Raw genomic sequence first — 26128 nt, forward strand, 5'->3', positions numbered from 1 at the left:
GGGGGGGGGCCGGGGGCGGGGGGGGGGGGGGGCGCCCCCGCGGGCGGGGGGGGGGGGGGGGGGGGGCCCCCCCCCCCCGGCGGGGGGGGGCCCGGGGGGGGCCCCCCCCCCCCGCCCGTGTATCCGGCGTCCACACCTCTTCGCGGACCACCCCCTAGCTCACCAAACAAGCGCTTGGTAGATTTCGGCGGGAACGGGCGGACGCACGGGGACGGGACCCGGCGGCGCTCCGGAACCACGGGCGAAGGGCGGACCATGGACCTGTCCCAGGCGATGGACTTCACCGGCCGGGCGGTGCTGGTCACCGGCGGCACCAGGGGCCTGGGGGCCGCGATCGCGCGGGCCTTCCTCGCGAGCGGGGCGGCCGTCATGGTCTGCGGGCGCGGGACGCCGGCCGCACTGCCGTCGGCGGGCGGGCGCGAGGCCGCGTTCCGGGCCGCTGACCTGCGGGATCCGGTGGCGGCGGCGGATCTCGTCGTCGCCACCGCCGAGCGGTTCGGGCGGCTCGACGTGCTCGTGAACAACGCCGGCGGCTCCCCGGACGCCGATGCGGCGACCGTCTCGCCGCGCTTCGTCGAGAAGGTGGTCGCCCTCAACCTCCTCGCCCCCTTCTACACGGCCCAGGCGGCGAATCTGGTGATGCGGGAGCAGCCGCACGGCGGCGCCGTGATCAACATCGGCAGCGTCTCCGCCCAGGACCCGCAGCCGGGCACCGCCGCCTACTCCGCCGCCAAAGCGGGCCTGCTCGGGCTGACCCGGGCGCTGGCCCTCGAATGGGCGCCGCGGGTCCGGGTCAACCACATCACCGTCGGCCTCGTCCGCACCGAGAACGCCACCGCGCTGTACGGCGACGACGGCGGGGCGGCGGTGGCGGGCACCGTCCCGATGGGGCGGCTCGCGGAGCCGGACGATGTGGCGCGGGCCTGCCTCTGGCTGGCCGGCGGCCTCTCCTCGTACGTCAACGGCGCCGATCTCGCCGTGCACGGGGGCGGTGGGATCCCGGCCAGACACACGGCCCGCCGCCGCCCCGCACCCTCTTAATAGTCACCTTGACTCTAATAACCTCACCCCTTATCGTCGCCATGACGAAATCAAGGGGGTTCCCATCATGGCCGACATCACCCGCCGCTTCGGCTGGCGCCATCTGCGCTCCGCGCCCACCGCCCACATCCGCCACCACAAGCGCGGCCGGCTCGCCCACGACGGGCGGGGGCTCAGCTTCTGGTACCGGTCGCTGTCGGCGGCGCTCTCCGAAGTGCCGGTCGACGACCGGGAGCTGGCCATGGCGTTCCACGCCCGTACGGCCGACTTCCAGGACGTCACCGTGCAGGCCACCGTCACCTACCGGATCAGCGATCCGGCCGAGGCGGCGAACCGGCTCGACTTCTCCGTGGACCCGGACACCGGCAGCTGGCGCGGCGCACCGCTGGAGCAGATCGCCACCCTCCTCACCGAGACCGCACAGCAGCACACGCTGGACGTGCTGGCCCGCACCCCGCTCGCGGCGGCCCTGGTGGACGGTGTCGCGTCGGTACGCGAACGGGTCGCCACCGGTCTCGCCGCCGAGCCCCGCCTCCCGGCCACCGGCATCGACGTGGTGGCCGTGCGCGTCGTCGCGATCCGCCCGGAGGCCGAGGTCGAGCGCGCGCTGCGCACCCCGGCCCGCGAGCAGATCCAGCAGGAGGCCGACCGGGCGACCTACGAACGGCGGGCCGTCGCCGTCGAGCGCGAGCGCACCATCGCCGAGAACGAGCTCGCCAGCCAGATCGAACTGGCCCGGCGCGAGGAGCAGTTGGTCGACCAGCGCGGCACCAACGCGCGCCGCGAGGCCGAGGAGAAGGCCGGGGCCGACGGTGTACGGACCGAGGCGGAGGCGTCCCGGAAGGTACGGCTGGCCCGCGCGGAGGCCGAGGCGGCGCGCGAGACGGGCGCGGCACGGGCCGAGGCGCAGGCCGCCTGGCTGCGGGTGCACGGCGAGGTCGACCCGGCCACGCTGCACGCGCTGGCGGCGACCCGGCTCGCGGAGAACGTGCCGCGCATCGAGAGCCTCACCCTCTCCCCCGACGTCCTCACCGGGCTGCTCGCCAGGCTCGGCCGTCCGGAAGGCGGGGCGGGAGCGTGAGCCTGGCGCCCCGGGCGGTGCTCGTCCACCGGCGTACGGAGTACGAGGAGCTGCTCGCCCGGCACGGGACGCACGGGCAGGCCGCGTTCTTCCTGTCCAGCCGGGGCCGCTCGATCGACGAGGTGGCCCGCCGCCACGAGGACACCCGGCAGGCGCTGCGCGAGGTGGCGGCGGCGGTGCCGCTCACCTGGCGCTCCACCCGGGTGGAGCGGGCGGACCTGGACCGCTTCCTGTTCGCCCCGGAGGACGTGGTGGTCGTGGTCGGCCAGGACGGCCTGGTCGCCAACACCGCGAAGTACCTGTCCGGGCAGCCGGTGGTGGGCATCGACACCGATCCCGGGCGCAACCCCGGCGTCCTGGTCCGCCACCGCCACGCCGACGCGGCCGCCCTGCTGCGCGCCGCGACCGCCGTCGGGGGCGGGGCGGAGGAGCTGACGATGGTCGAGGCGGTCGCCGACGACACGCAACGCCTGCTCGCCCTCAACGAGATCTACCTCGGGCCGCCCGGCCACCAGACGGCCCGCTACCGCCTGGGCGAGGACGGCGAGGCGACCCCCGGCGAGGCCCAGGCCTCCTCCGGGGTGCTGGTCGGCACCGGCACGGGCGCCACCGGCTGGCTCCGCTCGCTGTGGCTGGAGCGCGGCAGCGCCCTGCCGCTGCCCGCACCGTGCGACGCGCGGCTCCTGTGGTTCGTGCGCGAGGCCTGGCCCTCCCCGGCGACGGGGACATCGAGGGTGGCGGGCGAACTGGGCCGGGGGCAGGGGCTGCGGCTGACCGTGGAGTCGGACCGGATCGTGGTCTTCGGGGACGGGATGGAGTCCGACGCACTGGAGCTGACCTGGGGTCAGAGCGTACGGCTCGGCATCGCGGAGAGGTCCCTGCGCCTGGTGACCTGAGCGCGCCCGGCCCGGCCGTTTGGCTACGGTGGCCCGTACTCGTACCCGTACCGGAGAACGGAGCGCCGGCATCATGTCAGCCGAACCTGTCACCGAACCCGCCCGCAACACCCGTCCGCCCACGGCCCAGGCCGCCCTCGGGGTCGGGGTGATCGTCGAGGACGGCCGGGGGCGCATTCTGCTGGGCCGGCACCACAGCGGTACGTGGGAGCTGCCGGGCGGGAAGGTCGACGCGACGCACGAGTCGATCGCCGCGGCGGCCGCGCGGGAGCTGCGCGAGGAGACGGGCCTGGTGGTCGACGAGACGTCCGTGGAGATCATCGCGATGGTCCACGATGTGATCGGCGGGATCAACCGCATCAGCATGGCGGCCGTCGTACGGCTCGCCTCCGGCGTCCCGGAGGTGACCGAGCCGCATCTGATCAGCACCTGGCGGTGGACCGCACCCGAGGAGCTGCCGGCCCCTCTGTTCGATCCTTCGGCACAGATCCTGGCGGCCTGGCGACCGGAGCTGGGCATCACCCACCCGCCGGCGCATGTGCTGCGGATCGCCGGATGCGGACCAAACGGACCAGCTGTATGAATAAGGGACCATCCGTGCGATCGGAGTAGGCCCCCATGGACGATTACCCGCTCCTGAACCTCTTTCTGACCATGCTGTACCTGTTCCTGTGGGTCATGTGGTTCTTCCTGCTGTTCAAGGTGATCACCGATCTCTTCCGGGACCACTCGCTGAACGGCTGGGCCAAGGCGGGCTGGCTGGTCTTCGTCATTCTGCTGCCCTATCTGGGCGTGCTGATCTACCTCATCGTCCGCGGGCGCAGCATGCACGAACGCGACGCGAAGCTGGCCAAGGACTCGGAGGCCGCGTTCCGCGACTACGTACGCCAGGCCGCCGGGACACAGGGCGGCTCGGGCGGCGCGGGCGGCAGCGACCATGTGAACGATCTGGCGAAGCTCGCCGAGCTCAAGGACAAGGGCGCGCTCAACGCCGAGGAGTACGAGCGCGCCAAGGCGAAGCTGCTCGCCTGAGGCCCGACGCCGGGCCGGAGCCTGGATCGCGTGCTCTATCGTGGGGTGACTCCAAGAAGAGCAGGCGCACATGAGGCAAGCGACGACCCCCTCGGCGGCCACCGTCGCACTGAGTGGTCTGCTCGTGTTCCTGGTGGCCGCTGTCGGCCTGTTGTGCCTGCTCGGCCGGGCCGCGCCGCAGGACGCGGCCCTTTCCGGCCCGACGTCCGTGTCGCAGGCGGCCTCCGCCGTCCAGCCCTCGGCGGACGGCGGCTCCGTTCCGTGCGGCAAGAAGCCGGTGACCGCCGAGGACGTCGTGCCGCGCTCCGACCGCACGTCGGACCCCGTCCCGGCGTCCGGTTCGCAGCAGTGGACGGACTCCCCGGTGCCGGCTACCGGTTCGGGCGCCTCGCTCTGCCGTAATGGTCCCGCGCCGCCTCTTCCCGTCACCGCCTTCTCCGTTCTGCGGATGTAGGCCGGCCCTCGCGGTCGCGTCCTTGATTCCTTCCATCCGGAAACGGAGATATCCGCATGTCCTCTTCCCGGCGCTCATGGAGCGGGGCGGGTAAGGCGCTGCATGCGTGGCGGCCCAGGCAGTGGCTGGTGGCAGGGCTCGGCGCCCTGGCCACGGCCGTCGCTGTCGGCGTGCCCACCGATGTGGTGCCCACCCCCCTGTTCGGCCGCTCGGTCCCCGTGCAGTGGTGGAACTATCCCGCCCTGGCCCTCACCGCCGTCCTGGCCGGCCTCGTGCTGAGCACGTACGTCCGCCGGCCGGACGCACCCCCGACCACACCCCCGACCACACCGCCGTCCACGCAGCCTTCCGGGGCCGACCGGGACGGCCGTATGGGGGCCGTCGGCGGGGTGCTGTCGTTCTTCGCCGTGGGCTGTCCCGTGTGCAACAAGCTCGTGCTCGTACTCCTGGGCTCGTCCGGCGCGCTGAGCTACTGGGCTCCCCTGCAGCCGCTGTTCGCCGTCGCGTCCGTCGTGCTGCTCGCGGAGGCAGCGCTGCGACGCCTCTCCACCCAGAGCCGGTGCCCGGTCACGGCTTCGGCGTGACGTCCACGGCCGGCCCCTCGCAGGAGGCCGGTCCGTCGCCGGTCGGCGGGGCAGCCACACCCTTCGTCCCCGATGCGGGAAGCTGTGGCGGTTCATCCGTTTTGACGCTTCATGGAAGGCGGGCTGATCGTGCCCAGTGGTCTCCAAGCCGACACAGTCGGCCCGGTGGACGTCGCCGTCATTGCCTTCGCGGGCGACCGCTTCGACGGCCAGGTCGTCCCCGCGCTACGGGAACTGCAGCAGAACGCGACGGTGCGGATTCTCGATCTGGCCTTCGTCTCGAAGGCGCGGGACAGTTCGGTCACCGTGGTGGAACTCGCCGATCCCGGGGTGGCCGAGACGTTGCGGCAGGTCTCGGACGTCCAGTTCGACCTGCTCAGCGACGAGGATCTGCGGACGGTGTCCGACTCCCTCGGTGACGGTTCCTCCGCCCTCGTCGTGGCCTGGGAGAACACGTGGGCCGCGCGGCTGGCGGCAGCGGTGCGGGGATCCGAGGGCGAGCTGGTGATGCTGGAACGTATCCCGCGGGACGCCGTCGTCGAAGCGATCGCGGCACTCGACGGCAACTGACAGAGACGAAGGAGACGGCCAGTCATGCCTCAACGATTCGGACGGCCCGGCCTGCTGGGCACCATCGCCCGCACCGCTGTCATCTCGGGCACCGCCACCGCGGTCTCCAACCGCGTGGACCGGCGGGACATCCGGCGGCAGACGGCCGCCCAGGCCCCGGCGGCCCCGCCCACTCCCCCGGCGCCCGCACCGGCGGGCACGGACCGGGTGGCCCAGCTGACCCAGCTCGCCGACCTCAAGGCCCAAGGGCTGCTCACCGACGAGGAGTTCGCCACCGAGAAGGCCCGCATTCTTGGATCCTGACGGTCCTGGACGCCCTGGACGCCCTGGAGGTCCTGGATGCCCTGGAGGTCCTGACGGTCCTGGACGGCCGCACCGGACCCTCGCCCCGCCCGCCGCGAAGACGGCGGGCGGGGCGCGCGCGTCAGGGGGTGACGATCGCGAAGTCCGGGTCCGGGTCGCCGAGATGGCCGAGGAGTTCGGTCAGTTTGCCCGCGTCACCGGTGATCTCGACTCCGGGGCGGGCCATGAGGTCGGCCGGTGACAGGGAGCCGAGCAGTACGGCCCGCACCTCGGGCTCCGTCAGGAGGATTTCCACGTCCGGGGCGGCGGCCGCCGGCCCGGTCCCCCTGACATGGGTGAGGACTCCGTTGCGCAGCCGCAGCGTGAGGGGCTCGCCGTCGGAGAGCTTCCACCGCACGGTGATGTCCGCGTCCCAGCTGCCCGGCCCGTCCACCCGGATGGCGAGGGCGTCGCACAGCTGCTCCAGCGTCAGGACGGCCAGCAGGTCGGGGGCGACGGTGGAGGTGGGGGTGCCGACAGATCCGTGGCGCAGCTCCCGAGCGCCCATCAGGTAGAAGTTGCGCCAGGTCCCGTTCTCGCTGCCGTATCCGAGCTGTTCCAGCGCGTCGGCCTGGAGGTCCCGCGCCTCGGTGTTGCCGGGGTCGGCGAAAAGCACATGGTTGACGACCTGGACCACCCAGCGGAAGTCGCCCTCGGCGTAGGAGCGGCGGGCGCGCTTCAGCACCTCGTCGGCGCCGCCCATGTACTCCACGTACCGCCGGGCGGACTCGACGGGCGGATGCTCCCACAGATGGGCCGGGTTGCCGTCGAACCAGCCCAGGTAGCGCTGGTAGATCGCCTTGGTGTTGTGGCTGACGGAGCCGTAGTAGCCGTGGGTGTGCCAGGCCCGCTCCAGGGCCGGGGGCATCACGATCTCCTCCGCGATCTCCAGTCCCGTCAGACCCTGGTTGAGCATGCGCAGCGTCTGGTCGTGCAGATAGGCGTACACGTCGCGCTGTTCGGACAGGAACGCCAGGACGCGGTCGCGGCCCCAGACCGGCCAGTGGTGGGAGGCGAACGCGACGTCGGAGGAGTCGACGAACAGGTCGACCGCTTCGGTGAGGTAGCGGGCCCAGACCCTGGGGTCGCGTACCTCCGCGCCCCGCAGGGTCAGCAGATTGTGCAGGTTGTGGGTGGCGTTCTCCGCCATGCACAGGGCCGCGTGGTCGGGGAAGTGGATGTTCAGCTCCGCCGGCGCCTCGGTGCCCGGGGTGAGCTGGAAGACCATCCGGATGCCGTCGACCGTCTCCGTCTGTCCGGAGCGGGTGATGTCCACCGTCGGGGCGATCAGGCCGACCGCGCCGGTGGAGAGGGTCTGGCCGAGACCGGCCCCGATCTGCCCGCGCTCGCCCTTGGGCAGGGCGGCGCCGTACATGTAGGCGGCACGGCGGTTCATGGCCGTGCCCGCGTAGACGTTCTCGCTGACGGCGTGCTCGAGGAAGCCGTGCGGGGCGAACACCGGTACGCCGTTGGCGACGTCCTCGTCACCGATGACGCCTCGCACGCCGCCGAAGTGGTCGGCGTGGCTGTGGGTGTAGAGGACGCCGGTGACGGGCCGGTCGCCGCGGTGGCCCCGGTACAGGGCGAGCCCCGCGGCGGCCGTCTCCGCGCACAGCAGCGGGTCGATGACCAGAATCCCGCGCTCGCCCTCGACGATCGTCATGTTCGACAGGTCGAAGCCCCGCACCTGGTAGATGCCTTCGGTCACCTCGAAGAGGCCGTGGTCGGAGCAGAGCCGGCTCTGCCGCCACAGGCTCGGGTTGGCCGTGTCCGGGCACTCCTGGTCGAGGAACCCGTAGGCGTCCAGGTCCCACACCGCGCTCCCCTCGGCGTCACGGATCACATGGTCCTCCGCCGTGCCCATGAAGCCGCGCCGCGCGTCGTCGAGATCCTGGCGGTCGGCAAAGGGGTAGTTCTGCCGGACCGCCTTGTTGGCCAGTGCGACGGCCTGCTCGGCGGGCTTGGTGTCGGTGTTCCGAGCCATCTCGAACTCCCTCGGGGCGGCGGACAGGCGGCCCGGTCCCGCAGGACACGGCCAGTGCCACCCTCACCCCGCCCGTCCACCCGCACGAGCGGGTGTAGGCCGTCCGGGGGTACCGCCGCGGGCAGGCGGCAGCATGGGCCGGACTCCCCGGGAAACGCCGGAGGCCGGTCTCGGATACCTCCGAAACCGGCCTCGAACTGCGACTGTCTCCAGTCGGGACGACAGGATTTGAACCTGCGACCCCTTGACCCCCAGTCAAGTGCGCTACCAAGCTGCGCCACGTCCCGCCGCGTTTCCCCCCGGGTGTCCCGGGCGGCCGCGCAGGACAAACATTACCTCACTCCGAGGACCGTATCGACGCCCGTGCCTGCTGGGCCCGGGCGGCCAGTCCCTCGGCTCCGCAGGCCATCGCCTGCTTCTGGGCTCGGGCGAGCTCCCGGTGCGAGCCGATCGCGATGCCGTAGTCGACCCGGGCGAGGGCGTGCTCATAGGCGGAGGAGGACTTCTCCAGGTGCCCCACGGCCTCGGCGAGCAGTTGCGCGGACCGCTCCGGGGGCGCGAAGAGGGCGACGCAGCGCAGGGCCTCGCCCAGGGCGGTGGGGGTGCCGAACCGTTCGGCGTGCACCCGGTTCCGGGCGGCGAGGTGCGCCGCGCGGGCCGGGTCGCTCCCGGCCAGGGCGCGCGCCAGGTCGCCGGCCCAGGGAGCCCAGATGCCGTTGAAGCGTTCGCGCTGCTCCAGGGCGGCGCCCGCCGCTTCCAGCTCGGCGATCGCGTCCTCCGTGCGCCCCTCCGCCAGCAGCAGGCGGCCCCGCACGCACGGTCCGTCCGGCAGCACCATGGCGCTGGGGTAGGGCGGGCCGAAGTCGTAGCGGTCGGCGATGCGGCGGGCCTCGTCGGTACGTCCACGGGCCAGCAGGGTGTCGATGAGCAGGCAGGCCGCGTCCCAGTGGACGGGCAGTCCGGAGCCGACACGGTCGGCGAGGCGGAGCCCTTCGCGGAGGAAGCCCTCGGCCTCGGCGAGCCGGCCGCGACGGCGGTGGACCATGCCGAGCAGGGTGTGGGCGAACGCCAGGTGGGCCCCGCTCCAGCCGGAGATCTCGAAGGCCCGGACCGCTTCACCGAAGAGGCTCTCGGCCCGGTCCAGCTGGTCGACGAAGGTGTAGGTGATGCCGACCATCGTGGGGAGCTCGAAGCCCCACTCGGAGTCGGTCCAGCCGAGCCCCCGGGCGGGGCTGCCGTCGATCAGCGCGCGTTCGCAGAGGTCGACGATGAGCTGGGCGTTCTCACCGCGCAGCATGGCGTCGAAGGCCCGGAGTGTGAGCAGCGCCCGCTCCCCGTTGTCGCGGCCCTTGAGGTGGTCGGCGTTGCGGGTGAGCCGCCGGGAGCGGGTCGGTCCGTCGTCCTCGGCCGCCTGCATGCCCTCCCACATGAAGTGCGCGGCCTGCAGGCGCATCAGCCCGGGGCCGGGTGCGGTGCGCGCCGCCTCGGCGGCCAGCGAGAGCGCCGCGTCCTTGAGCTGGTTGTTGTGGGCGAGCGCGGCCGCGAGCCGGAAGGTGGCGTCGACCCGCAGCCCGTCGTCGAGCCCCGGCATGTCCAGGGCGGCGCGCAGGTGCTGGACCGTGGTGGGCGGGGAGCTCAGCAGGGTCGCGCAGCCCAGCTCGTACAGCAGGACGGCCCGGTCCTTGGGGCGCGGCGGCTCCTCCAGGGCCCGTTCCAGGCAGCGCCGGGCCGCTTCCGGCGCACCGACGGCAAGGTGCTGACCGGCGGCTTCGCGCAGCTGCGCGACCAGCTCCTGGTCGTCGTCCGGGTGGACCTCCAGCAGGTGCCGGGAGGCCGCGGCGGCGCCGAGTCCGGCCCGGGTGATCGCCCAGGCGGCGCGCCCGTGCATGGCGGTGCGGGTGGCCGGCGGGATCGAGCGGTAGACGGCGGTCGCGATCAGCGGGTGGACGAACTCCAGCGGATCGAAGCCGCTGACGATACGGGCGTCACGCAGCCGGGCCGTGCAGTCGGCGGCCTCCGCCGAGCTCATTCCGGCGAGCGTGGCGGCCAGTTCCTGGGAGATGTCGGTGCCGAGGACCGCGGCGGCCCAGGCGAACCGGTTGGCGTTCGTGCCGAGCCGCTCCAGCCGGGCGACGAGCCCGCTGCCCCGGGCGGACGCGCCCAGCTCGCGCAGTTCGCCGGCCGATTCCTCCACCGGCGGCAGTTCGCGGTCCTGGACCTTGGCGACCAGCTCGACCGCCTCGTACGGGTTGCCTCCGGTGACGGCCCACACCTCACGGCAGAACGGGTCGTCGGCGTGGTCGCCGAGGCCCGCGCGGACGAGCACGGCGGTGGCGTCCGGGGTCAGGGCCCGCAGGGCGACCCGGTTCACCGTGCCCTGGCTGCCGGGGCCGCGCTCGGCCTCGCGGTCGGCGATGTAGTTGGCGTCGCGTTCGGCGAGCTCCTGTGGGCGGTGCGCCTGCACGACCAGCACCGGGAGTTCGCCGAGGCGGGCGGTGAACGAGGCCAGCCAGGCGAGGGATTCGCCGTCCGCCCAGTGGGCGTCGTCCACGATGAGCAGCAACGGCCGGTGGCTGAGCCGGGACGCGAGCCGGCCGACGACGAAGTCCAGTCCGTCGCGCACACCCTGCGGGTCGGGCTGCGGTCCGCTCGGCTCGGCGAGTCCCAGGGCCGGCGCGGTGGTCTCGTACCAGTCGCCGAACAGGGCCCGGGTCTCGTCGGGCGGGAACTGGTCGAGGGCGGGCTGCAGCAACTGCCGTACGACATGGAACGGTACGGAGGTGACGGTCTCGCCTCCCCGGGCCGACCAGACGGTGCAGCGGTCGGCGGCCATCGCCCGGATCTCGGCGAGCAGCGCGGTCTTGCCGATCCCCGCCTCTCCGCTGAAGACCAGGAGCCCGCCGACGGCCTGCGCACCGCACAGGGCGTCCACCGCCTCGGCAGCGGCGGCGAGTTCCGGTTCACGCTCGTACAACGGACGGGACGGCTTCATGCCCACCCTTCCCACAGAGGCAGTCGTATCGACGGTCGAGCCTAGTCGTGCGCGGGTGCTCGCCGACAGGGTTCGCACGATTCCCCGCAGGTGCGGGGCACAATCAAGGAGTGAACGAGACGCGCAGAGACCGTGATGCCGAGGGCCGGGCGCGCAACGCGCGCCCCCGTGACGGACTGGGGCGCCCCCTCCCGTACGGGACGCCCGGCGTCGAACGACAGCCGGAGGGCGTCGTCCGCACGCCTCCGGAAACGCTCCGGGAGGCGCAGCGGCTGCTGGACGCGGGGATGCCGTTCCACGCGCACGAGGTCTTCGAGGACGCCTGGAAATCGGGGCCGGAGGACGAACGCGAGCTCTGGCGGGGGCTGGCACAGCTCGCGGTGGGGCTGACCCACTCCGCCCGGGGCAACACCGGGGGCGGGGCCCGGCTGCTGCGCCGGGGCGCGGGGGCGCTGGTCCCGTTCGCCGGGTCCGCGCCGCACGGGATCGCGGTCGGCGGACTGTGCGACTGGGCGAGGGAGTTGGCGGGCCGGGTGGAGTCGGGCCCGACCGTGGACGCGGCGGCCGAGGCGCCCCGCCTGCGGGGGTAGCCCGAAGGGGCGGCGCGGGAGCGGGCCGGGGGGCGGAAGGTCCGGGTCCCGCGACGGAAGGTCCGGGTCCGGGGACCGGGGGTCCGCGCAGCTACTACGATCCGGCTCCATGAGCACTTCTGACCAGGACCAGCACCGGGACCAGCGCGAGGACCAGCGCGAGGACGGGCTGAACGACGAGCACTCCGACCAGGACCGGGGCGCCGACACTCCGATAGCCGACGCCGTCGCGGGGGACTCGGACGCCCCGGACGGTGGCGACGGTCGGGACGGGAAGAGACTGACCCCGCGCCAGGCCCGGCGACTGCGGGTCGTGCTCTCCTCGGTGGGCATGGCGGCGATGGCCGTCGTGCTCGCGCTGCGCATCGCGAGCCGCTCGTCGGTGCTCGTCGTCGGTGTCTACGGGCTCGCGCTCATCCTGTGCGGCGTGGTGATCGAGCTGAGCAGGAACGGCCGCACCCGGCTGGCCAGCTGGCTGCTGGGAGCGGGGCTGCTGGCCGCGGTGGGAGCGGACTGGCTGCTGCTTCCCTGACGAGCGTCTCTGCCTGGGGGCGGGCGGCCTCAGATCAGCAGCAGTTGGAGTCCGCCGACCACCGTCGCACCGATGACGATCCGGTCGAAGATCTTCTGGTTGATCCGGTCGACGCACACGCGGCCCAGGTAGGCGCCGGGCAGGACGAACAGCACCAGACAGGCGTCGAGCAGCAGGGAGCGGGCGTCGATCAGGCCGAGCCCCACGCTGAACGGCACCTTGGACACGTTCACGATCAGGAAGAACCAGGCCGACGTGCCGAGGAAGCCGAGCTTCCGGAAGCCGGCCGACAGCAGATAGAGCGACATCACCGGGCCGCCGGCGTTGGCGACCATCGTGGTGAACCCGCCGAGGACGCCGTAACCACGCGCGGCGGTCCGGCCGCTGCCGCCCTCGGCTTCGGTCTCCTTCTCGGTCTCCTTCTCGGCGATCCGGCGACGCCACAGGGTGACGCCCGTCATGAACAGCAGGATCGCGCCGATGGAGGTGCGGACCGCCGCGTCGTCGGCCCACAGCATGAAGACCGTGCCCGCCACGACGCCCACGGCGACGGCGGGGAACAGCCGGAGCAGGGTGGGCCAGTGGGCGTGACGGCGGTAGACGAGTACGGCGAGGAGATCGCCGACGATGAGGATCGGGAGCAGCACTCCGGTCGATTCACGGGCCGGGAGAACAGCCGCGAAGACCGCGAGGCTGATCGTGTTCGCACCGCTGACGGCTGTCTTGGAGAAGCCGACGAGGGTGGATGCCGCCGCGAGTGCGGCCAACGGCCAGAGGCTGATGGTGTCCATGTCGGGAAAGATGGTAAGCGCAACGGTTTTGCGGCCGACGACCGAGGCTCTCGCCTCCCCGCCATCCCGTCGATGAGCGTTTGATCGATTCACCCCTGCTTCTGATCGATCTATTGACCCTCTTTGATCAGTCGCTCAGGATTCCCGGATGACCACCTCCGCTGCCGCCCTCTTCGGACTGCCCCCGGAAGACCCCGCGTCGAGCCCGTACACCGGATACACCCGCGCCCACTGGGAGGCGGCCGCCGACGGCATGCTGGACGCCGCCTGGAAGTGGGCCACGCCGGGCGGCGCCCGGCTCGACCTGCCCGGGCCCCCGTCGCACTCGGGTGTCCGCTCCGACGGCCTGGAGGGGTACGCGCGTACGTTCCTGGCGGCCGGCTTCCGGGTCGCGGGGGCGGGCGGCAAGGATCCGAACGGCCTGCTGGAGCGGTACGCGGACGGGCTCGACGCCGGTACGCGGACACCGGGCCGCGACGACGCGGAGTCCTGGCCGCTGATCCTGGACCACCATGTGCAGGGCCAGCCCATGGTGGAGTCCGCGTCGGTGGCCCTCGGCCTGCGGCTCACCCGGCCCTGGCTCTGGGACCGGCTGACGCCGGATGTGCGGGACCGGGCGGAGCACTGGCTGCGGGGCGCGCTGCGGCACGTTCCGGCGGGCAACAACTGGTACCTCTTCCCGTACACCGTCGCCGGGTTCCTGGAGTCGGTGGGCCGGGGCGACGCGGAGACCGCGCGGGCCCGGGAGCGGGCGCTGGAGCTGCTGGAGGGCTGGTACCGGGGCGGCGGCTGGTACGCCGACGGGGACGGGCGCGCCTTCGACCACTACAACGGCTGGGCGTTGCACCTGTATCCGGTGCTCGACGCCCATCTGGCGGGCGACGAGCGGGAGTCGGCGCGGCTCGGGGCGCGGTTGCGCGAGCATCTGGAGAGCTTCTCGCTGATGTTCGGCGGCGACGGCGCCCCGCTGTACTTCGGCCGCTCGCTGACCTACCGCTTCGCCGCGAGCGCGGGTGTGGGTCTGGGTGCGGTGACCGGGCACACGCCGCTCACCCCGGGGGCCTCCCGACGGGTCGTCAGCGGGTCGCTGCGGTACTTCCTGGAACGCGGGGCGGCCGGGGAGAGCGGGCTGCTGAGCCTCGGCTGGCACGGACCGCACGCGGCGACGCTGCAGACCTATTCCGGTCCCGCGTCCCCGTATTGGGCGTCGAAGGCGTTCGTGTCCCTGCTGGCGCCCGCCGAGCACCCTCTGTGGTCGTCGCCGGAGGAGGAGGCTCCGAGCGAGGGCCCCGACCGGGTGCTGTCCGTACCGGCGGCGGGCCTTCTGCTGCAGTCGACGCGGGCGGACGGTGTAGTGCGCCTGCACAACCACGGCAGCGACCATGTCCGCCCGGACGAGGGCGAGTCGGCGGCCGACGAGGATCCGCACTACGCGCGGCTCGCGTACTCCACCGTGACCGGGCCGGCCTCGGCTGCGAACACCGCGGACAACCATCTGTCGGTGACGGTCGGCGGGGCGCGCAGTGCTCGGCGGCGCATCCGTCCGCTCGGGGCCGGTCACGGCGACGGCTGGGGCTGGGCGGCCTCCTGGCATCTGCCGGTGTTCCCGGCGGGCCCGTCCACCGTCCCCGGGCTGCGGGTGGAGAGCGTGACCGTGGCGCGGGGCCGCCATGAGCTGCGGGTGCACCGGGTGCTGGGTGCGCCGGACGGGGCGCGGGCGGAGCTGACGGGCTGGGCGACCGATCCCGGCGGGGCGGTGCGCTCGGAGTTGCGGGGGCTGCACGGCTGGGAAGCGTCCGAGGGCGTACGGGCCCCGCAGGGAACGGCGTTCGCGCACCGGGCGACCGTGCCCCGGCTCGGCGCGGAGGCCACCGGCACGGTGGTTCTGGTGGCACTGGCCTCCCTCACCGCCGCCGATCCGGAAGCCGCCCCGGAGGCTGCCCCGCTGGGCGGGGCCGTGGGCGGGGCCGTGGACCGGGTGGAGGTGGCCGGTGACACGGTCGAGGTGCGCTGGGCGGAGGACGGGGCGCGGACCCGGATCACGTTCGGCGGTGCGGCGGTTCCGGCGGTGACCGTGGTTCACAGGCGGCCGGACACCCCCTGACGTCTGCCCCCTGACGTATACGCGCTGACGGCTACGCGTCCGTACGGATCACCACCACCAGCGTCCGGGGCCCGTGGACGCCCTCCACCCGCTCCAGCTCGATGTCGGAGGTGGCGGACGGGCCGCTGATCAGCGTCGTCGGCCGTTCGGGCACCAGCCGCGCCACCGCCTCGGGCACGCCCACCTCGACGGTGGAGAGGTCCACCACGCACAGGTGCAGATCGGGGACGAGGGACAGCGCCCGGCGGCCCTGGCCGGGCGAACCGTCCAGGAAGATCGTGCCGGTCTCGGCGCAGCCGGCGGCCGACGCCGTCACCACCGCGTCCAGGGTGTCGAGTTGTGAGGCCGGGACGTCGGCGTCGTCCTGCCGCACCTCGCCGTCGTATCCGGCGAGCCAGCGCGCGTCGAGTCCGGCCGGCACGCCGATGCGGCGGACGCCGTGCTCCCGCAGGAGCTCGCCGACGGTCCCGGCGGTGCGGTCGGCCGTACAGGGGTGCACCCGCGCCTTGTAGTCGAGCAGCCGGTCGGTGAACAGGGCGAGGCGTTCGCCGTCGGGCAGGACGCGGCCGGTGCGGTAGGCGCGCGGGACGACGACGGCGGGCGTCGGGGCCAGCGCGAGGGCGTCGCGGATCCGGCCCAGCACGGTGTCGCGGGCACTGCTCATGTCGCGTCCTCGTTCTTCTTGTACGTCTCGTCCTTCTTGTACGTCTCGTCGTGCTCGCCGCCGGTGGCCGCGGTGGCGTGTTCGGCGGCCGCGGCGCGCAGGGCGGCCGTGCCCTCGTCGGAGGCGAACCAGGCGCGGAAGGTCTGCCGGGGCGGGGCCTCGGTGTCGCGGCTGTCGCTCCAGCCGCTGAGCGGCGGAGGGAGCCGGGAGATCGTGCCGTCGCGCCCCGCGATGACGCGGCCGAGCCCGGACGCCTTCTGCGCGGCGGTGTAGAGGCCCGGGCGGCGCATCACTGCGGCGGCCGCCTTCATCGCCAGCTTCTCCGGTGTGACACCGGTCTGCTCGGTGTGCTGGTGGCGCAACTCCACCAGCAGCGACGGAATGTCGATCTTGACCGGGCAGGCGTCGAAGCAGGCTCCGCAGAGGCTGGAGGCGTACGGCAGGGAGCTGTTGGGGTCGTCCTTCGCCGCGTGCATTCCGGCCAGTTGCGGGGTGAGGACGGCCCCGATGGGTCCGGGGTAGGTCGAGCCGTAGGCGTGGCCGCCGGTGCGTTCGTACACCGGGCAGACGTTGAGGCAGGCGGAGCAGCGGATGCAGTTGAGGGCCGCGCGTCCGATCGCGTCGGCGAGCGCTGCGGTGCGCCCGTTGTCGAGGAGGACCAGGTGGAAGTCGCTCGGACCGTCGCCGGGCGTCGCTCCGGTCCACAGCGAGGTGTAGGGGTTCATCCGCTCCCCCGTCGAGGAGCGGGGCAGGAGCTGGAGGAAGACCTCCAGGTCCTGGTAGCGCGGAATCACCTTCTCGATGCCCATCACGGTGATGAGCGTCTCGGGCAGGGTCAGGCACATGCGGCCGTTGCCCTCGGACTCGACGACGGCGAGCGTGCCGGTCTCGGCGACACCGAAGTTGGCGCCGGAGACGGCGACCTTCGTCGTGAGGAACTTCTCGCGGAGGTAGGTGCGCGCGGCGGCGGCGAGATGGGCGGGGACGTTGTCCAGGTCCGGGTGGACGCCGGGGATCCGGTCGAGGAAGATCTGCCGGATCTCGTCCCGGTTGCGGTGGATCGCGGGCACCAGGATGTGCGAAGGCTTGTCGTGGGCGAGCTGCACGATGAGTTCGGCGAGGTCGGTCTCGTACGGGGTGATCCCGACCGACTCCAGGTGCTCGTTGAGTCCGATCTCCTGGGTGGCCATGGACTTGACCTTGATGACCTCGTCGCTGCCGGTGGCCTTCACCAGCCGGGCGACGATCTCGTTGGCCTCGGCGGCGTCGCGGGCCCAGTGGACGGTGCCGCCGCGCTCGGTGACCTTGTGCTCCAGTTCTTCGAGCAGTTCGGGCAGCCGGTTCATGGCGTCGGTCTTGATGGCGGAGCCCGCGTCCCGCAGGGCCTCCCAGTCGGGGAGTTCGCCGGTGACGTTCAGCCGTTTGGCGCGGATGGTGCCGGTGGCGCGGCCGAGGTTGCGGCGGAGCTGGTCGTTGCCCAGTTCCTCGTGGGCTGCGCGGGGGAAGGACCGGTCGCCGCGGAGGTTTCCGGTGCCGTACGGGGAGCGGGGCGGCGGGGCGGGCATGCCGAGGAACGTGCTCATACGGAGGCCTCCGTCAGGACGTCGGGCGTGGTGCGGGTCGCGGCGAGGATCCGGGCGAGGTGCAGGGTGCGGGTCCCGGACCGGATCCGGGAGAGCCCGCCGCCGATGTGCATCAGGCAGGAGGAGTCCCCGGCGGTGCACACCTCCGCCCCGGTGGCCGTGATGCTGTCCGTCTTGTCGTGGAGCATCGCGGTGGACGTCTCGGCGTTCTTGAGCGCGAAGGTGCCGCCGAATCCGCAGCAGGAGTCGGCCCCGGGCAGCTCGACGAGGTCGATCCCCTCGACCGCGCGCAGGAGTCGGAGCGGTTTGTCGCCGACGCGGAGCATCCGCAGCGAGTGGCAGGTGGGGTGGTACGTCACCCGGTGCGGGAAGTACGCGCCGACCCGGGTGACGCCGAGGACGTCCACGAGCAGCTCGGAGAGCTCGTACGTCTTCGCGGCGACGGCGTCCACTCCGGCGCGGAGCGCGGCATCGCCGTAGCGGTCGGCGACGATCCGGTGCTGGTGCCGCACGGAACCGGCGCACGAGCCCGACGGCATCACGACCGCCTCGATCGAGGCGTCGCCGAACCCGTCCGCGAAGTTGCGCACCAGGGGGACGGGCTCGCGCTGGTAGCCGGTGTTGATGTGCATCTGCCCGCAGCAGGTCTGGCCCGGCGGGAACACCACGTCGTGGCCCAGGCGCGTGAGCAGGATCGCGGTGGCCTTCACCGTGTCGGGGAAGAGCGTGTCTCCCAGACAGGTGGCGAAGAGTCCGATGCGCATGGGGCCTCCCCGGTCGGGTTCACTCTGATGTTTCTATGGTCGGACCATACTAGTCATGGGTCGCTGAAGGGAACGTCTGCGGCACGCGGCGTCGAACGGGAGCCGTGTCCGTCGGAGCCGTGCCTGTGCCTGACGGGAGCCGTGCCTATGCCTGACGGGAGCCCGGCTCGGGTGGCTCCTACGGCGCGACGGGCCCCTCCACCAGCGTCCCGTGCAGCCCCCGGATGTGCCGCTCCACCAGATCCGCGGCGTCCGCGCCCTTCCCTTCCCGTACCAGCGCGAGGAGGGCCCGGTGCTCGGCGTTGAGCGCGCGGGCCGTGGCCGGCCAGTCCTCGGCGGCTTCCAGGGCGCGCAGGATCAGCGACCGCACGGACTCCCGTACGGCGGAAGTGAGCGTGGACGTCAGGGCGTTGCCGGAGCTGCGGGCGATGAGCACATGGAAGCGGGTGTCCAGATCGTTGAAGCCGCTCACCCCGATCCCCGGCTCCGCCATGCCCGCCACCAGCTCCTCCGCCTCGTCGAGGTCCTCGGCCGGTGCGTGGCCGGCGGCGGCCTCGAAGCTGGACCGCTCCAGGACCACCCGGGCCTCCAGAACGTCCTGGAGGCTGTAGCTGCCGAGGGCGAAGTGCAGCCGGAGCAGCCGGCCCAGGGCGTCGTCCGGGTTGCGCACGATCCGGGCCCCGGCGTCGGGACCCCGGCCGGGCTGGGCCACCAGGACGCCGATGGTCTCCAGTACGCGCAGCGCCTCGCGCAGGGCGGAGCGGCTGACGCCGAGCACCGGAGCCAGTTCCCGTTCCGGCGGCAGCCGGTCGCCGGCCCGGAGCTCTCCGGCGAAGACCCGCTCCTCGATGCTGCGGAGCACGAGCTCATGGGTTCGGGACTGCCGCACGGGCTGCCATTCGACGGGCATCCGTCACTCCCTGCCTCGGCCGGATCCGGACATGCAGCCTATGTCACACCGAGCATGAGGTCGGACCTCACGAACGCCCGGTCCACTCCCGTACGGCTCCGCTCCGCTCCCGTACCTGCGAAGGCCCCGTACACGTGCGAAGGCCCCGTCCGGGGATCCGGACGAGGCCTTGACGCCGGCCGGAAGAGGCCGGTGGGGCGGTGCATGCGGGCACCGCCGGGAAAAGGGGCGCGGGTCAGCGGGTGCTGGGGATGTCCCGCCCGTGCAGGCGTCCGCGCTGTGGGTCGAAGAGGTGGGCCGCCGCGCCGGACACGACCAGTCCGGCGGCGATCAGGAGACCGTGGCCCACGGCGATGCCGATGCCCAGCGCGGCGAGCCCGACGGCGAGCCACAGCCAGGCGTTGCGGCGACGGTACTCACGCGGGGTGCGCGGCGTCCCGTCGGACATCGCCTCGGCGAACTCGGGATCGTCGTGGCGCAGCTGCTCCTCGAGGTCACGCAGCCGCTCGTCGTACGTGGGCATCGTGTCTCCCTCCCGGTACGGAAACCCTCTCGGCTCCTGAAGCTCCGGCTCCCCGCGATGCGGCACGGGGCAGGGCCCCCCGGGCCCTGGACCTCATGGTCGTCGGAAAGGGCCTCGGCGGACCATCGGGGGCAGCACCCATATCCGGGGGTGCGCACCATGCAGACGGGGTGCGCACGCGGCACTCCGGAGAGTGGCCGGAGCGGGGGTCATGGTCCGGGCGGCTGCGGACTTCCCGCTGTACAGCGGCGATAGTGGAGGCTGTCAGCGCGCCCGCACGAACCGACCTTCCGAAGGAGCCGTTCGACCTTGTCCCTGTTCTGGCGGATCTTCCTGCTCAACGCCGCCGTGCTGGTCGCGGCCGGCGCCCTGCTGCTGCTCGGGCCGATCACCATCTCCACCCCGGTCCTCCTGACCGAGGCGATGATCCTGACCGGCGGCATCGCCTTCATGCTCGCGGCCAACGCGGCCCTGCTCCGGCTCGGCCTCTTCCCGCTCCAGCGGGTCACCCGCGCGATGACGACCACCGATCTGCTGCGCCCCAGCCCGCGCCCCGAGGTCGCGGGGCACGGTGAGATCGCCGCGCTGATCGAGACGTTCAACACGATGCTGGACCGGCTGGAGGCCGAACGCGCCACCAGCAGTGCCCGCGCCCTCTCCGCCCAGGAGGCCGAACGCCGCCGGGTGGCGCAGGAGCTGCACGACGAGGTCGGGCAGACGCTGACCGCGGTTCTGCTGGAGCTGAAGCGGGTCGCCGACCACGCCCCGGAGCCGCTGCGCGGGGAGTTGCGGCAGGTCCAGGAGATCACCCGGGGGTCGCTCGACGAGATCCGCCGGATCGCGCGCCGGCTGCGGCCCGGGGTGCTGGAGGAACTGGGCCTGGTCAGCGCGTTGACGGCGCTGATCACCGAGACCCCGACGCCGGACGGGCTGACGATCCGCCGCCAGATGGGAAAGGACCTGCCGGAGCTGGGCGCCGAGGCCGAACTGGTCGTCTACCGGATCGCGCAGGAAGCGCTCACCAACACGGTCCGGCATGCCCGCGCCACCCGGCTCGAACTCTCGCTGCGACGCAGCCCCTGCGGGGTGGAACTGCTCATCCGCGACGACGGCCGCGGTCTCGGGGACACCCCCGAGGGGGCGGGCCTGCGCGGTATGCGCGAACGCGCTCTGCTGATCGGCGCCGAGGTCTCCCTCGGTCCCGGTCCGCAGGGCGGCACCGAAGTACGTCTCGATGTGCCCGTCCCGGACGGAAGCAACGGAAGCAACGGAAGCAAGTGATCATGCCCACCTCACCGTCCATCGCCACGCCTTCCCGGGGTGCCGCCGCTCCGACCCGCATCCTGCTGGCGGACGACCACGCCCTCGTGCGTCGCGGCGTCCGGCTGATCCTCGACGGTGAACCGGACCTGACGGTCGTCGCCGAGGCCGGCGACGGTGCGGAGGCCATCGAGATGGCCCGCAGCGAACGGCCCGACCTGGTCATCCTGGACATCGCGATGCCCCGCCTGACCGGCCTCCAGGCAGCGCGCGAGCTGTCCCGGGTCATGCCCGGGCTGCGCATCCTGATGCTCACGATGTACGACAACGAGCAGTATTTCTTCGAGGCGTTGAAGGCGGGGGCGGCCGGGTACGTCCTCAAGTCGGTCGCGGACCGGGACCTGGTGGAGGCCTGCCGGGCGGCGATGCGTGACGAGCCGTTTCTCTACCCGGGCGCGGTGACCGCGCTCATCCGCAACTTCCTCGACCGGGCCAAGGACGGCGAGGACCTGCCGGCGAGGGCCATCACGGAGCGCGAGGAGGAGATCCTCAAGCTGGTCGCCGAGGGCCACTCCTCGAAGGAGATCGCCGAGCTGCTCGTCATCAGCGTCAAGACGGTGGAGCGGCACCGCGCCAACCTGCTCCAGAAGCTCGGCCTGCGCGACCGCCTGGAGCTCACCCGCTACGCGATCCGCGCCGGCCTGATCGAACCCTGACCCGTGGGCGAGGCGGCCGCGGGTCCGGGGGTGAGCGCGTGCGGGCAGTTCATGTGATTCTCACCCGGTCCGCATAGGGTGCCCCCGTGACCCAGATGACCCCGCCCGGCTGGCATCCAGACCCCGGGTACTCAGGCAAAGGCCCCGCTCAGGAACGCTGGTGGGACGGAGCACAGTGGACCGGCCATGTCCGCGCCTCGCCCGGCGCGGCGCGTCGCCGCGGGATCCGCATCGGCGTCGGTGTGACGGTCGGCGCGGTGGTGCTCGCCGCCATCGGGGGCGGTGTGTATCTGCTGGGCGAGGACGGCGGCGGCCGACCGGACAACACCGCGGCCTCCTCCCCGTCCCCCGCCCCCGACCCGCCGGGCGCACCGGACGGCGACGAGAAGGACGGGGGAACGGGCGGCGAGGGGAACGGCGGGGAGAACGGCGACGGCCAGGGGCCCGGCCAACAACTCCCGCCGGTCGAGCCGGGCTTCGCCACGGACCTGGCCGCCGGGATCAGCATCCCGGTGCCCAAGGGGTGGAAGGGAACGTCCGGGGCGGTCGGCGCCGGACTGACGACGGGTGAGCACGCCTGCCCCGGTGACACCGCCGAGACCTGCGTGCGCGGCGGAGTGTTCTCGGCCCCGGCGGCAGCCATGAAGCTCACCGCCGGAACACCGGAGGAGGCGGCCAAGAAGGACATCGCCGTCAACGCCAAGGAGTCCTACGGCGGGAAGAGCTACGGGACGCTCACCTCGCACGAGGAGCTGAAGTCGGAGGCCGTCACGGTGGCGGGCGGCAAGGGTTATGTCGTGCGCTGGAAGGTCGTGACGGAGAAGGGCGACGACGGCTACGTGGAATCGTTGGTGTTCCCCTCCCCCGCCGCCAAGGACATGCTCGTCGTGGTCCGGTCCGGGTTCGACATCAACAAGGACGCGCCGAAGCTGTCCGTCCTGGACGAGATCACCCGCGGGATCAAGGCCGCGTCCCGTGCCGGCGGAAGCACCGGCGGAGCCGTCTGAGCGGCCCGCCCGGCACCACACGACCGGCGGGCCCGGACCGTCACGCGGAGACGGTCCGGGCCCCGGTGCTCAGCTCAGCCCGTGGCAGTGACCGTGGAGGTGGCAGTCGCCGGATCGCTGACCCCGACGGCCCCCGTCTCGACATGACCGGCGAAGCGGCGCAGGAAGACCGGGTCGCCCTCGGCCGTGACGGACACGTCGTACCAGCGCTTGCCCGCCCGCAGGTCCATGGTGCGCGACACCGTGGCCCCGGGCCGGACGGTGACCGTCTGCTCCGCTCCCCCGTAGGCCTCGGCGTTGGCGAGGGTGAGGCGGACCTCGGTGTCACCGGGGTTGGTGAGGGTCAGATCGAGATTGCCGCTCCCGTCGTTGTGGCGGGCGGTGACCTCGGGACCGGCGGTGGAACCCGGGCTCCTGAACGTACGCAGGAAGCCGTTGGGGCCGTGGACGGTGAGGTCGTGGGTGCCGCCGGAGTAGGCGGAGTTCCAGGCGTCCGCCACCGTCCTGCCCGCCTCGGCGGTGTACGTCCACGGGACGTCGGTCCGGTTCGCGGAGGTGACGTAGAACTGCGCGCCGGCCGCCGTCCCCGGGCTGAAGGTGAGCGCGATCTTCCCGGTGCCGGTGTCGACGGCGGCATCGACGTACGGGGCGTACGGGAGCGGCCGGGCGGGCCGGCTGCCCGGCTCCTGCTTCGGCAGCGATCCGACGGCGGGCGGGGTGGGCCGGTAGTCGGGGTGCCGCTCGCGGTCCGGCGGCTCGTAGGCGGCGGTGTCGGGCAGGTCGTCCGGGGCGGGCTCGGTGCGGGCGAAGTCGAAGGCGGAGGTCAGATCGCCGCAGACGGCGCGCCGCCACGGTGAGATGTTCGGCTCGCGTACACCGAAGCGCTGCTCCATGAACCGGAGCACCGAGGTGTGGTCGAAGGTCTCCGAGCAGACGTAGCCGCCGGTGCTCCAGGGGGAGACGACCAGCATCGGGACGCGCGGCCCCAGTCCGTAGACACCGGGGCCGTACGAGGAGCCGCCTTCGTACACCTCGGTCGAGGTGTCGGCCGTGGACAGGCCCCGGTCGGCGGAGGTCGGCGGGTGGGGCGGCACGACGTGGTCGAAGAAGCCGTCGTTCTCGTCGTAGGTGATGAACAGGGCGGTCCGGCTCCACACCTCGGGGTCGGACGTCAGCGCGTCCAGCAGCCGCGCGATGTACCAGGCGCCGTAGTTCGAGGGGAAGTTGGAGTGCTCGGTGAAGGCCTCCGGGGCGGCGACCCAGGAGATCTGCGGCAGCTTCCCGTTGCGGACGTCGGCGGCGATCCCGTCGAAGTAGTCGTCGCCGTCGGCCACGTTCGTGCCGGTGCGCGCCTTGTCGTACAGCGGGTCCCCGGGCTGCGCGTCGCGGTATTTGTCGAAGTAGAGCAGCGAGTTGTCGCCGTAGTTGCCCCGGTAGGCGTCGTCGATCCAGCCCCAGCCGCCGGGGCCGTCCAGACCGTCGCCGATGTCCTGGTAGATCTTCCAGGAGACCCCGGCCTCCTCCAGCCGCTCGGGGTACGTCGTCCAGCCGTAGCCCCGCTCCTCGTTGCCGAGGACGGGCCCGCCGCCGGTGCCGTCGTTGCCGGTGTGCCCCGACCAGAGGTAGTAGCGGTTGGGGTCGGTGGCCCCGATGAACGAGCAGTGGTAGGCGTCGCACACGGTGAAGCGGTCGGCGAGCGCGTAATGGAAGGGAATGTCGTCCCGGGTCAGATGGGCCATCGTCGTCGGCGTCTTGGCCGGTATCCAACGGTCGTAACGCCCGTCGTTGTACGCCTGGTGACCGCCGGCCCAGTCGTGGTTGAGGCCCTGGAGGAACTGCATGCCCAGGTCGTCGGCGGTCGGGTGGAACGGCAGCGTCTCCTTGCCCGCCGCATCGGCCTGGTGCCAGACGGACTTCCCGCTCGGCAGCGTCACGGGCCGCGGGTCGCCGAACCCCCGTACCCCTTTCAACGCCCCGAAGTAGTGGTCGAAGGAACGGTTCTCCTGCATCAGGACGACGATGTGCTCGACATCCTGGATCGTCCCGGAAGCTCGGTGGGCGGGGATGGCGGCGGCACGGTCGATGCTGCCCGACAGGGCGCCGAACCCCGCCGTCGCACCGGCTATCTGGAAGAAGCGGCGCCGATTCATATCAGCCATGAGTGAGGGGCCTCGTTGAAGTGTGGGGAACAGAAGCGAACAGGATGTTCCAAGAGAACCGAACAGAACGGAAGAGGCCGTGACGGAACGGTTAACGTCGGCCGTACGCCGGACGCGTGCGACCGGGTGCGTGCACCGGGCTCCTCCTGTCCGCCGTACGCCCCACATACTCCCGTACGTACGCCCGGCGCGTCCCGGTACGGTTCCGGCATGCCGTTCTACGTACACGCACAGGACAAGCCGGACGTCGCGGACCGATTGGACGAACTCTGCGAGGAACACTGGTCCTATATGGACCGGTTCGCCGACGGGCTGATACTGCGCGGCCCCACCCTGTCCGACGACGGGGAGGAGCACACGGGCAGCGTCCATGTCGTCGATCTGGCCGACCGGGCCGACGCGGAACGGTTCGCGACCGAGGAACCCTTCTGGAAGGCCGGTCTCTACCGGGATTTCCTGGCCGCCCCGGTGGTGGTACTGCTGCACCGCGAACCGGCGGCGGACGTCCTGTACACGCTCGTCACCGCCCGATGGTCCCCGCACACCCGCACGCCGGGCGACACCGAGCAGTGGTTGTCGGCCGCCGATCCGGACAGCCGGCCGAGCTTCGTGGCCGCCCTGGTCGACGACGACGACCAGGACCGCACGACGGGATTGGTCGCGGCCGTACGGGCGCTCCCGGACGAGGCGCGAAGCCTGGTCCAGCCGTTGGCGGACCGGCTCGCCGGCGGGCCCGTGCGGCTCTCCTCCCAGCGCTGGCAGCGCGGCGGTCGTAACTGAGGGCTCGCAGAAGGGGCCAGGGATTCATCACGGACTACGGCCGGAAGGCCTCTTGCCGGCTCACGGGTACGAGCAGTTCCCGCAGGAGTTTTACGAGGAGATCGGGTCGCCCCACGAAGGGTGAGTGGCCTGTCCGCCACTCGCGCGCCTCGGTGCAGCGCGAGGCCATCCTCCGTTGCAGAGCCGGGGCGATGACCCGGTCCTGGCCGCAGACGACGTAGGTGGAGGGAGTGTCCTTCCAGCTGTGGTGCGTCGGAACTCCTCGCCCGCAGCCGGGGGCCTGCGGGCGGAGCAGGCCGACCGCCCGGGCGGCGGCAGGCCCGGAACAGTCGTGGTAGAGGACGTCGGCGGCCCGGTCGGGACGCAGGCTGGTCGATCCGTCGGGCTCGGGCTCGATCGCCTCCTGGAGTCGCGGGGACGCACCGCCCAGAGCGGCCGCGCTCTCGCCGGTGTCCGGCACGAAGGCCGTCAGATAGACCAGATGCCGTGCTCCGCGCACTCCGGTGATCACCGAGCCGCCGTAGGAGTGTCCGAGCACGAGCGGAGGCTCGGTGAGCGAGTCGACAGCGGACTGGACCGCTGCGGTGTCAGCGGGCAGCGACCCTCGGTGGAGCTCGGGAACCAGGACGTCGATTCCCGCCGCCCGCAAGGGCTCCGCCACCGCTCCGAAGTGTTCGGGGCGGTGGTACAGGCCGTGAACGAGCACTGCGGCCGGCAATGCACCCGCCTCCTCAGGTCGGCTTCGGGAAGTGATCATAGGTGCGGACCA

At 72.6% G+C, this 26128-nt stretch carries 26 protein-coding genes and 1 tRNA gene; 16 read left to right on the forward strand and 11 right to left on the reverse strand.

Annotated features, from left to right (window positions below; all coding sequences use genetic code 11):
• Positions 1-255: 255 nt before the first annotated feature.
• The 9 genes from ACIQPT_RS34100 (at position 256) to ACIQPT_RS34140 (ending at position 5961) form a co-directional block, all read left to right on the forward strand.
• A complete protein-coding gene (locus ACIQPT_RS34100) occupies positions 256-1041 on the forward strand; it encodes an SDR family oxidoreductase (RefSeq protein ID WP_401161732.1) in 786 nt (261 codons plus the stop codon).
• A 67-nt stretch (positions 1042-1108) separates the two neighbouring features.
• A complete protein-coding gene (locus tag ACIQPT_RS34105; protein ID WP_401161734.1) occupies positions 1109-2122 on the forward strand; it encodes an SPFH domain-containing protein in 1014 nt (337 codons plus the stop codon).
• Entirely contained in the window at positions 2119-3018 is a 900-nt protein-coding gene (locus tag ACIQPT_RS34110) for a hypothetical protein (protein ID WP_401161736.1), read from the forward strand. The genes ACIQPT_RS34105 and ACIQPT_RS34110 overlap by 4 nt, the downstream gene beginning before the upstream one ends.
• A 73-nt stretch (positions 3019-3091) precedes the next feature.
• Complete coding sequence (locus tag ACIQPT_RS34115; protein ID WP_401161738.1) at positions 3092-3601, forward strand: NUDIX hydrolase; 510 nt, start codon at positions 3092-3094, stop codon at positions 3599-3601.
• 35 nt (positions 3602-3636) lie between these two features.
• Positions 3637-4050, forward strand: coding sequence for an SHOCT domain-containing protein (locus ACIQPT_RS34120; RefSeq protein ID WP_401161739.1), 414 nt, complete (start codon positions 3637-3639; stop codon positions 4048-4050).
• A gap of 70 nt (positions 4051-4120) precedes the next feature.
• A complete protein-coding gene (locus ACIQPT_RS34125) occupies positions 4121-4504 on the forward strand; it encodes a hypothetical protein (protein ID WP_401161741.1) in 384 nt (127 codons plus the stop codon).
• Between the two features lie 56 nt (positions 4505-4560).
• Positions 4561-5088 (forward strand): hypothetical protein, encoded by a 528-nt coding sequence (locus ACIQPT_RS34130; protein ID WP_401161743.1) that lies wholly within the window; start codon positions 4561-4563, stop codon positions 5086-5088.
• 165 nt (positions 5089-5253) lie between these two features.
• The gene (locus ACIQPT_RS34135; protein WP_401161745.1) at positions 5254-5658 is read left to right on the forward strand and encodes a DUF6325 family protein; all 405 of its coding nucleotides are present in this window, start codon (positions 5254-5256) and stop codon (positions 5656-5658) included.
• Positions 5659-5682: 24 nt separating this feature from the next.
• Positions 5683-5961 (forward strand): SHOCT domain-containing protein, encoded by a 279-nt coding sequence (locus ACIQPT_RS34140; RefSeq protein ID WP_401161746.1) that lies wholly within the window; start codon positions 5683-5685, stop codon positions 5959-5961.
• Positions 5962-6082: 121 nt separating this feature from the next.
• Here ACIQPT_RS34140 and ACIQPT_RS34145 read toward each other — a convergent pair whose 3' ends face one another.
• The 3 genes from ACIQPT_RS34145 to ACIQPT_RS34155 form a co-directional block, all read right to left on the reverse strand.
• Positions 6083-7984: an alkyl/aryl-sulfatase gene (locus tag ACIQPT_RS34145; RefSeq protein WP_401161748.1), complete on the reverse strand. Its 1902-nt coding sequence runs from the start codon at positions 7982-7984 to the stop codon at positions 6083-6085.
• Between the two features lie 213 nt (positions 7985-8197).
• A tRNA-Pro gene (locus tag ACIQPT_RS34150) sits at positions 8198-8271 on the reverse strand.
• Between the two features lie 50 nt (positions 8272-8321).
• Positions 8322-10976: an ATP-binding protein gene (locus ACIQPT_RS34155; protein WP_401161750.1), complete on the reverse strand. Its 2655-nt coding sequence runs from the start codon at positions 10974-10976 to the stop codon at positions 8322-8324.
• A gap of 110 nt (positions 10977-11086) precedes the next feature.
• Here ACIQPT_RS34155 and ACIQPT_RS34160 point away from each other — a divergent pair, with 110 nt between their 5' ends.
• Together ACIQPT_RS34160 and ACIQPT_RS34165 are read left to right on the forward strand one after the other, a co-directional pair.
• Positions 11087-11566, forward strand: coding sequence for a DUF309 domain-containing protein (locus ACIQPT_RS34160; RefSeq protein ID WP_401161752.1), 480 nt, complete (start codon positions 11087-11089; stop codon positions 11564-11566).
• Between the two features lie 109 nt (positions 11567-11675).
• Positions 11676-12098, forward strand: a complete 423-nt coding sequence (locus ACIQPT_RS34165) for a hypothetical protein (protein WP_401161754.1) — start codon at positions 11676-11678, stop codon at positions 12096-12098.
• A gap of 29 nt (positions 12099-12127) precedes the next feature.
• Here the strand turns inward: ACIQPT_RS34165 and ACIQPT_RS34170 are convergent, their stop codons facing one another.
• Positions 12128-12889, reverse strand: a complete 762-nt coding sequence (locus tag ACIQPT_RS34170) for a sulfite exporter TauE/SafE family protein (RefSeq protein WP_401161755.1) — start codon at positions 12887-12889, stop codon at positions 12128-12130.
• Between the two features lie 148 nt (positions 12890-13037).
• Here ACIQPT_RS34170 and ACIQPT_RS34175 point away from each other — a divergent pair, with 148 nt between their 5' ends.
• Entirely contained in the window at positions 13038-14993 is a 1956-nt protein-coding gene (locus ACIQPT_RS34175; RefSeq protein WP_401161757.1) for a DUF2264 domain-containing protein, read from the forward strand.
• A gap of 31 nt (positions 14994-15024) precedes the next feature.
• Here ACIQPT_RS34175 and ACIQPT_RS34180 read toward each other — a convergent pair whose 3' ends face one another.
• The 5 genes from ACIQPT_RS34180 to ACIQPT_RS34200 form a co-directional block, all read right to left on the reverse strand.
• The gene (locus ACIQPT_RS34180; protein ID WP_401161759.1) at positions 15025-15657 is read right to left on the reverse strand and encodes a lactate utilization protein C; all 633 of its coding nucleotides are present in this window, start codon (positions 15655-15657) and stop codon (positions 15025-15027) included.
• Positions 15654-17240 carry a lactate utilization protein B gene (locus tag ACIQPT_RS34185; RefSeq protein WP_401161761.1) on the reverse strand — a complete coding sequence of 529 codons (1587 nt, stop codon included), beginning with the start codon at positions 17238-17240 and terminating at the stop codon, positions 15654-15656. Before ACIQPT_RS34185 ends, ACIQPT_RS34180 begins: the two co-directional genes overlap by 4 nt.
• Positions 17237-18004 (reverse strand): (Fe-S)-binding protein, encoded by a 768-nt coding sequence (locus ACIQPT_RS34190; protein ID WP_401161763.1) that lies wholly within the window; start codon positions 18002-18004, stop codon positions 17237-17239. The genes ACIQPT_RS34185 and ACIQPT_RS34190 overlap by 4 nt, the downstream gene beginning before the upstream one ends.
• Before the next feature lie 178 nt (positions 18005-18182).
• Positions 18183-18914 (reverse strand): FadR/GntR family transcriptional regulator, encoded by a 732-nt coding sequence (locus tag ACIQPT_RS34195; protein WP_401161765.1) that lies wholly within the window; start codon positions 18912-18914, stop codon positions 18183-18185.
• Between the two features lie 235 nt (positions 18915-19149).
• The gene (locus ACIQPT_RS34200; protein WP_401161767.1) at positions 19150-19437 is read right to left on the reverse strand and encodes a DUF3040 domain-containing protein; all 288 of its coding nucleotides are present in this window, start codon (positions 19435-19437) and stop codon (positions 19150-19152) included.
• Between the two features lie 309 nt (positions 19438-19746).
• Here ACIQPT_RS34200 and ACIQPT_RS34205 point away from each other — a divergent pair, with 309 nt between their 5' ends.
• The 3 genes from ACIQPT_RS34205 (at position 19747) to ACIQPT_RS34215 (ending at position 22420) form a co-directional block, all read left to right on the forward strand.
• Positions 19747-20718, forward strand: coding sequence for a HAMP domain-containing sensor histidine kinase (locus tag ACIQPT_RS34205; RefSeq protein ID WP_401161769.1), 972 nt, complete (start codon positions 19747-19749; stop codon positions 20716-20718).
• Between the two features lie 2 nt (positions 20719-20720).
• Entirely contained in the window at positions 20721-21413 is a 693-nt protein-coding gene (locus ACIQPT_RS34210) for a response regulator (RefSeq protein WP_401161771.1), read from the forward strand.
• 95 nt (positions 21414-21508) lie between these two features.
• Positions 21509-22420, forward strand: a complete 912-nt coding sequence (locus tag ACIQPT_RS34215; RefSeq protein WP_401161870.1) for a DUF2510 domain-containing protein — start codon at positions 21509-21511, stop codon at positions 22418-22420.
• A 74-nt stretch (positions 22421-22494) separates the two neighbouring features.
• On the opposite strand, the gene ACIQPT_RS34220 is transcribed toward ACIQPT_RS34215, so the two are convergent.
• Positions 22495-24579, reverse strand: coding sequence for a phosphocholine-specific phospholipase C (locus tag ACIQPT_RS34220; RefSeq protein ID WP_401161773.1), 2085 nt, complete (start codon positions 24577-24579; stop codon positions 22495-22497).
• Between the two features lie 210 nt (positions 24580-24789).
• Here ACIQPT_RS34220 and ACIQPT_RS34225 point away from each other — a divergent pair, with 210 nt between their 5' ends.
• Positions 24790-25359, forward strand: a complete 570-nt coding sequence (locus ACIQPT_RS34225; protein WP_401161775.1) for a YciI family protein — start codon at positions 24790-24792, stop codon at positions 25357-25359.
• Between the two features lie 34 nt (positions 25360-25393).
• Here the strand turns inward: ACIQPT_RS34225 and ACIQPT_RS34230 are convergent, their stop codons facing one another.
• Positions 25394-26116, reverse strand: coding sequence for an alpha/beta hydrolase (locus ACIQPT_RS34230; protein WP_401161777.1), 723 nt, complete (start codon positions 26114-26116; stop codon positions 25394-25396).
• Positions 26117-26128 lie beyond the last annotated feature (12 nt).

Source organism: Streptomyces sp. NPDC091289, assembly GCF_044757365.1.
Classification (GTDB): Bacteria; Actinomycetota; Actinomycetes; order Streptomycetales; family Streptomycetaceae; genus Streptomyces.

Excerpts from the sequence above, each read along its gene's own strand:
- ACIQPT_RS34140 (WP_401161746.1), top strand. The coding sequence starts at position 5,683 with ATGCCTCAACGATTCGGACGGCCCGGCCTGCTGGGCACCATCGCCCGC.
- ACIQPT_RS34100 (WP_401161732.1), top strand. The coding sequence starts at position 256 with ATGGACCTGTCCCAGGCGATGGACTTCACCGGCCGGGCGGTGCTGGTC.
- ACIQPT_RS34120 (WP_401161739.1), top strand. The coding sequence starts at position 3,637 with ATGGACGATTACCCGCTCCTGAACCTCTTTCTGACCATGCTGTACCTG.
- ACIQPT_RS34215 (WP_401161870.1), top strand. The coding sequence starts at position 21,509 with ATGACCCCGCCCGGCTGGCATCCAGACCCCGGGTACTCAGGCAAAGGC.
- ACIQPT_RS34105 (WP_401161734.1), top strand. The coding sequence starts at position 1,109 with ATGGCCGACATCACCCGCCGCTTCGGCTGGCGCCATCTGCGCTCCGCG.
- ACIQPT_RS34220 (WP_401161773.1), bottom strand. The coding sequence starts at position 24,579 with ATGGCTGATATGAATCGGCGCCGCTTCTTCCAGATAGCCGGTGCGACG.
- ACIQPT_RS34190 (WP_401161763.1), bottom strand. The coding sequence starts at position 18,004 with ATGCGCATCGGACTCTTCGCCACCTGTCTGGGAGACACGCTCTTCCCC.
- ACIQPT_RS34115 (WP_401161738.1), top strand. The coding sequence starts at position 3,092 with ATGTCAGCCGAACCTGTCACCGAACCCGCCCGCAACACCCGTCCGCCC.
- ACIQPT_RS34195 (WP_401161765.1), bottom strand. The coding sequence starts at position 18,914 with ATGCCCGTCGAATGGCAGCCCGTGCGGCAGTCCCGAACCCATGAGCTC.
- ACIQPT_RS34130 (WP_401161743.1), top strand. The coding sequence starts at position 4,561 with ATGTCCTCTTCCCGGCGCTCATGGAGCGGGGCGGGTAAGGCGCTGCAT.
- ACIQPT_RS34165 (WP_401161754.1), top strand. The coding sequence starts at position 11,676 with ATGAGCACTTCTGACCAGGACCAGCACCGGGACCAGCGCGAGGACCAG.
- ACIQPT_RS34125 (WP_401161741.1), top strand. The coding sequence starts at position 4,121 with ATGAGGCAAGCGACGACCCCCTCGGCGGCCACCGTCGCACTGAGTGGT.
- ACIQPT_RS34185 (WP_401161761.1), bottom strand. The coding sequence starts at position 17,240 with ATGAGCACGTTCCTCGGCATGCCCGCCCCGCCGCCCCGCTCCCCGTAC.
- ACIQPT_RS34210 (WP_401161771.1), top strand. The coding sequence starts at position 20,721 with ATGCCCACCTCACCGTCCATCGCCACGCCTTCCCGGGGTGCCGCCGCT.
- ACIQPT_RS34180 (WP_401161759.1), bottom strand. The coding sequence starts at position 15,657 with ATGAGCAGTGCCCGCGACACCGTGCTGGGCCGGATCCGCGACGCCCTC.
- ACIQPT_RS34155 (WP_401161750.1), bottom strand. The coding sequence starts at position 10,976 with ATGAAGCCGTCCCGTCCGTTGTACGAGCGTGAACCGGAACTCGCCGCC.
- ACIQPT_RS34230 (WP_401161777.1), bottom strand. The coding sequence starts at position 26,116 with ATGATCACTTCCCGAAGCCGACCTGAGGAGGCGGGTGCATTGCCGGCC.
- ACIQPT_RS34175 (WP_401161757.1), top strand. The coding sequence starts at position 13,038 with ATGACCACCTCCGCTGCCGCCCTCTTCGGACTGCCCCCGGAAGACCCC.
- ACIQPT_RS34170 (WP_401161755.1), bottom strand. The coding sequence starts at position 12,889 with ATGGACACCATCAGCCTCTGGCCGTTGGCCGCACTCGCGGCGGCATCC.
- ACIQPT_RS34200 (WP_401161767.1), bottom strand. The coding sequence starts at position 19,437 with ATGCCCACGTACGACGAGCGGCTGCGTGACCTCGAGGAGCAGCTGCGC.
- ACIQPT_RS34225 (WP_401161775.1), top strand. The coding sequence starts at position 24,790 with ATGCCGTTCTACGTACACGCACAGGACAAGCCGGACGTCGCGGACCGA.
- ACIQPT_RS34145 (WP_401161748.1), bottom strand. The coding sequence starts at position 7,984 with ATGGCTCGGAACACCGACACCAAGCCCGCCGAGCAGGCCGTCGCACTG.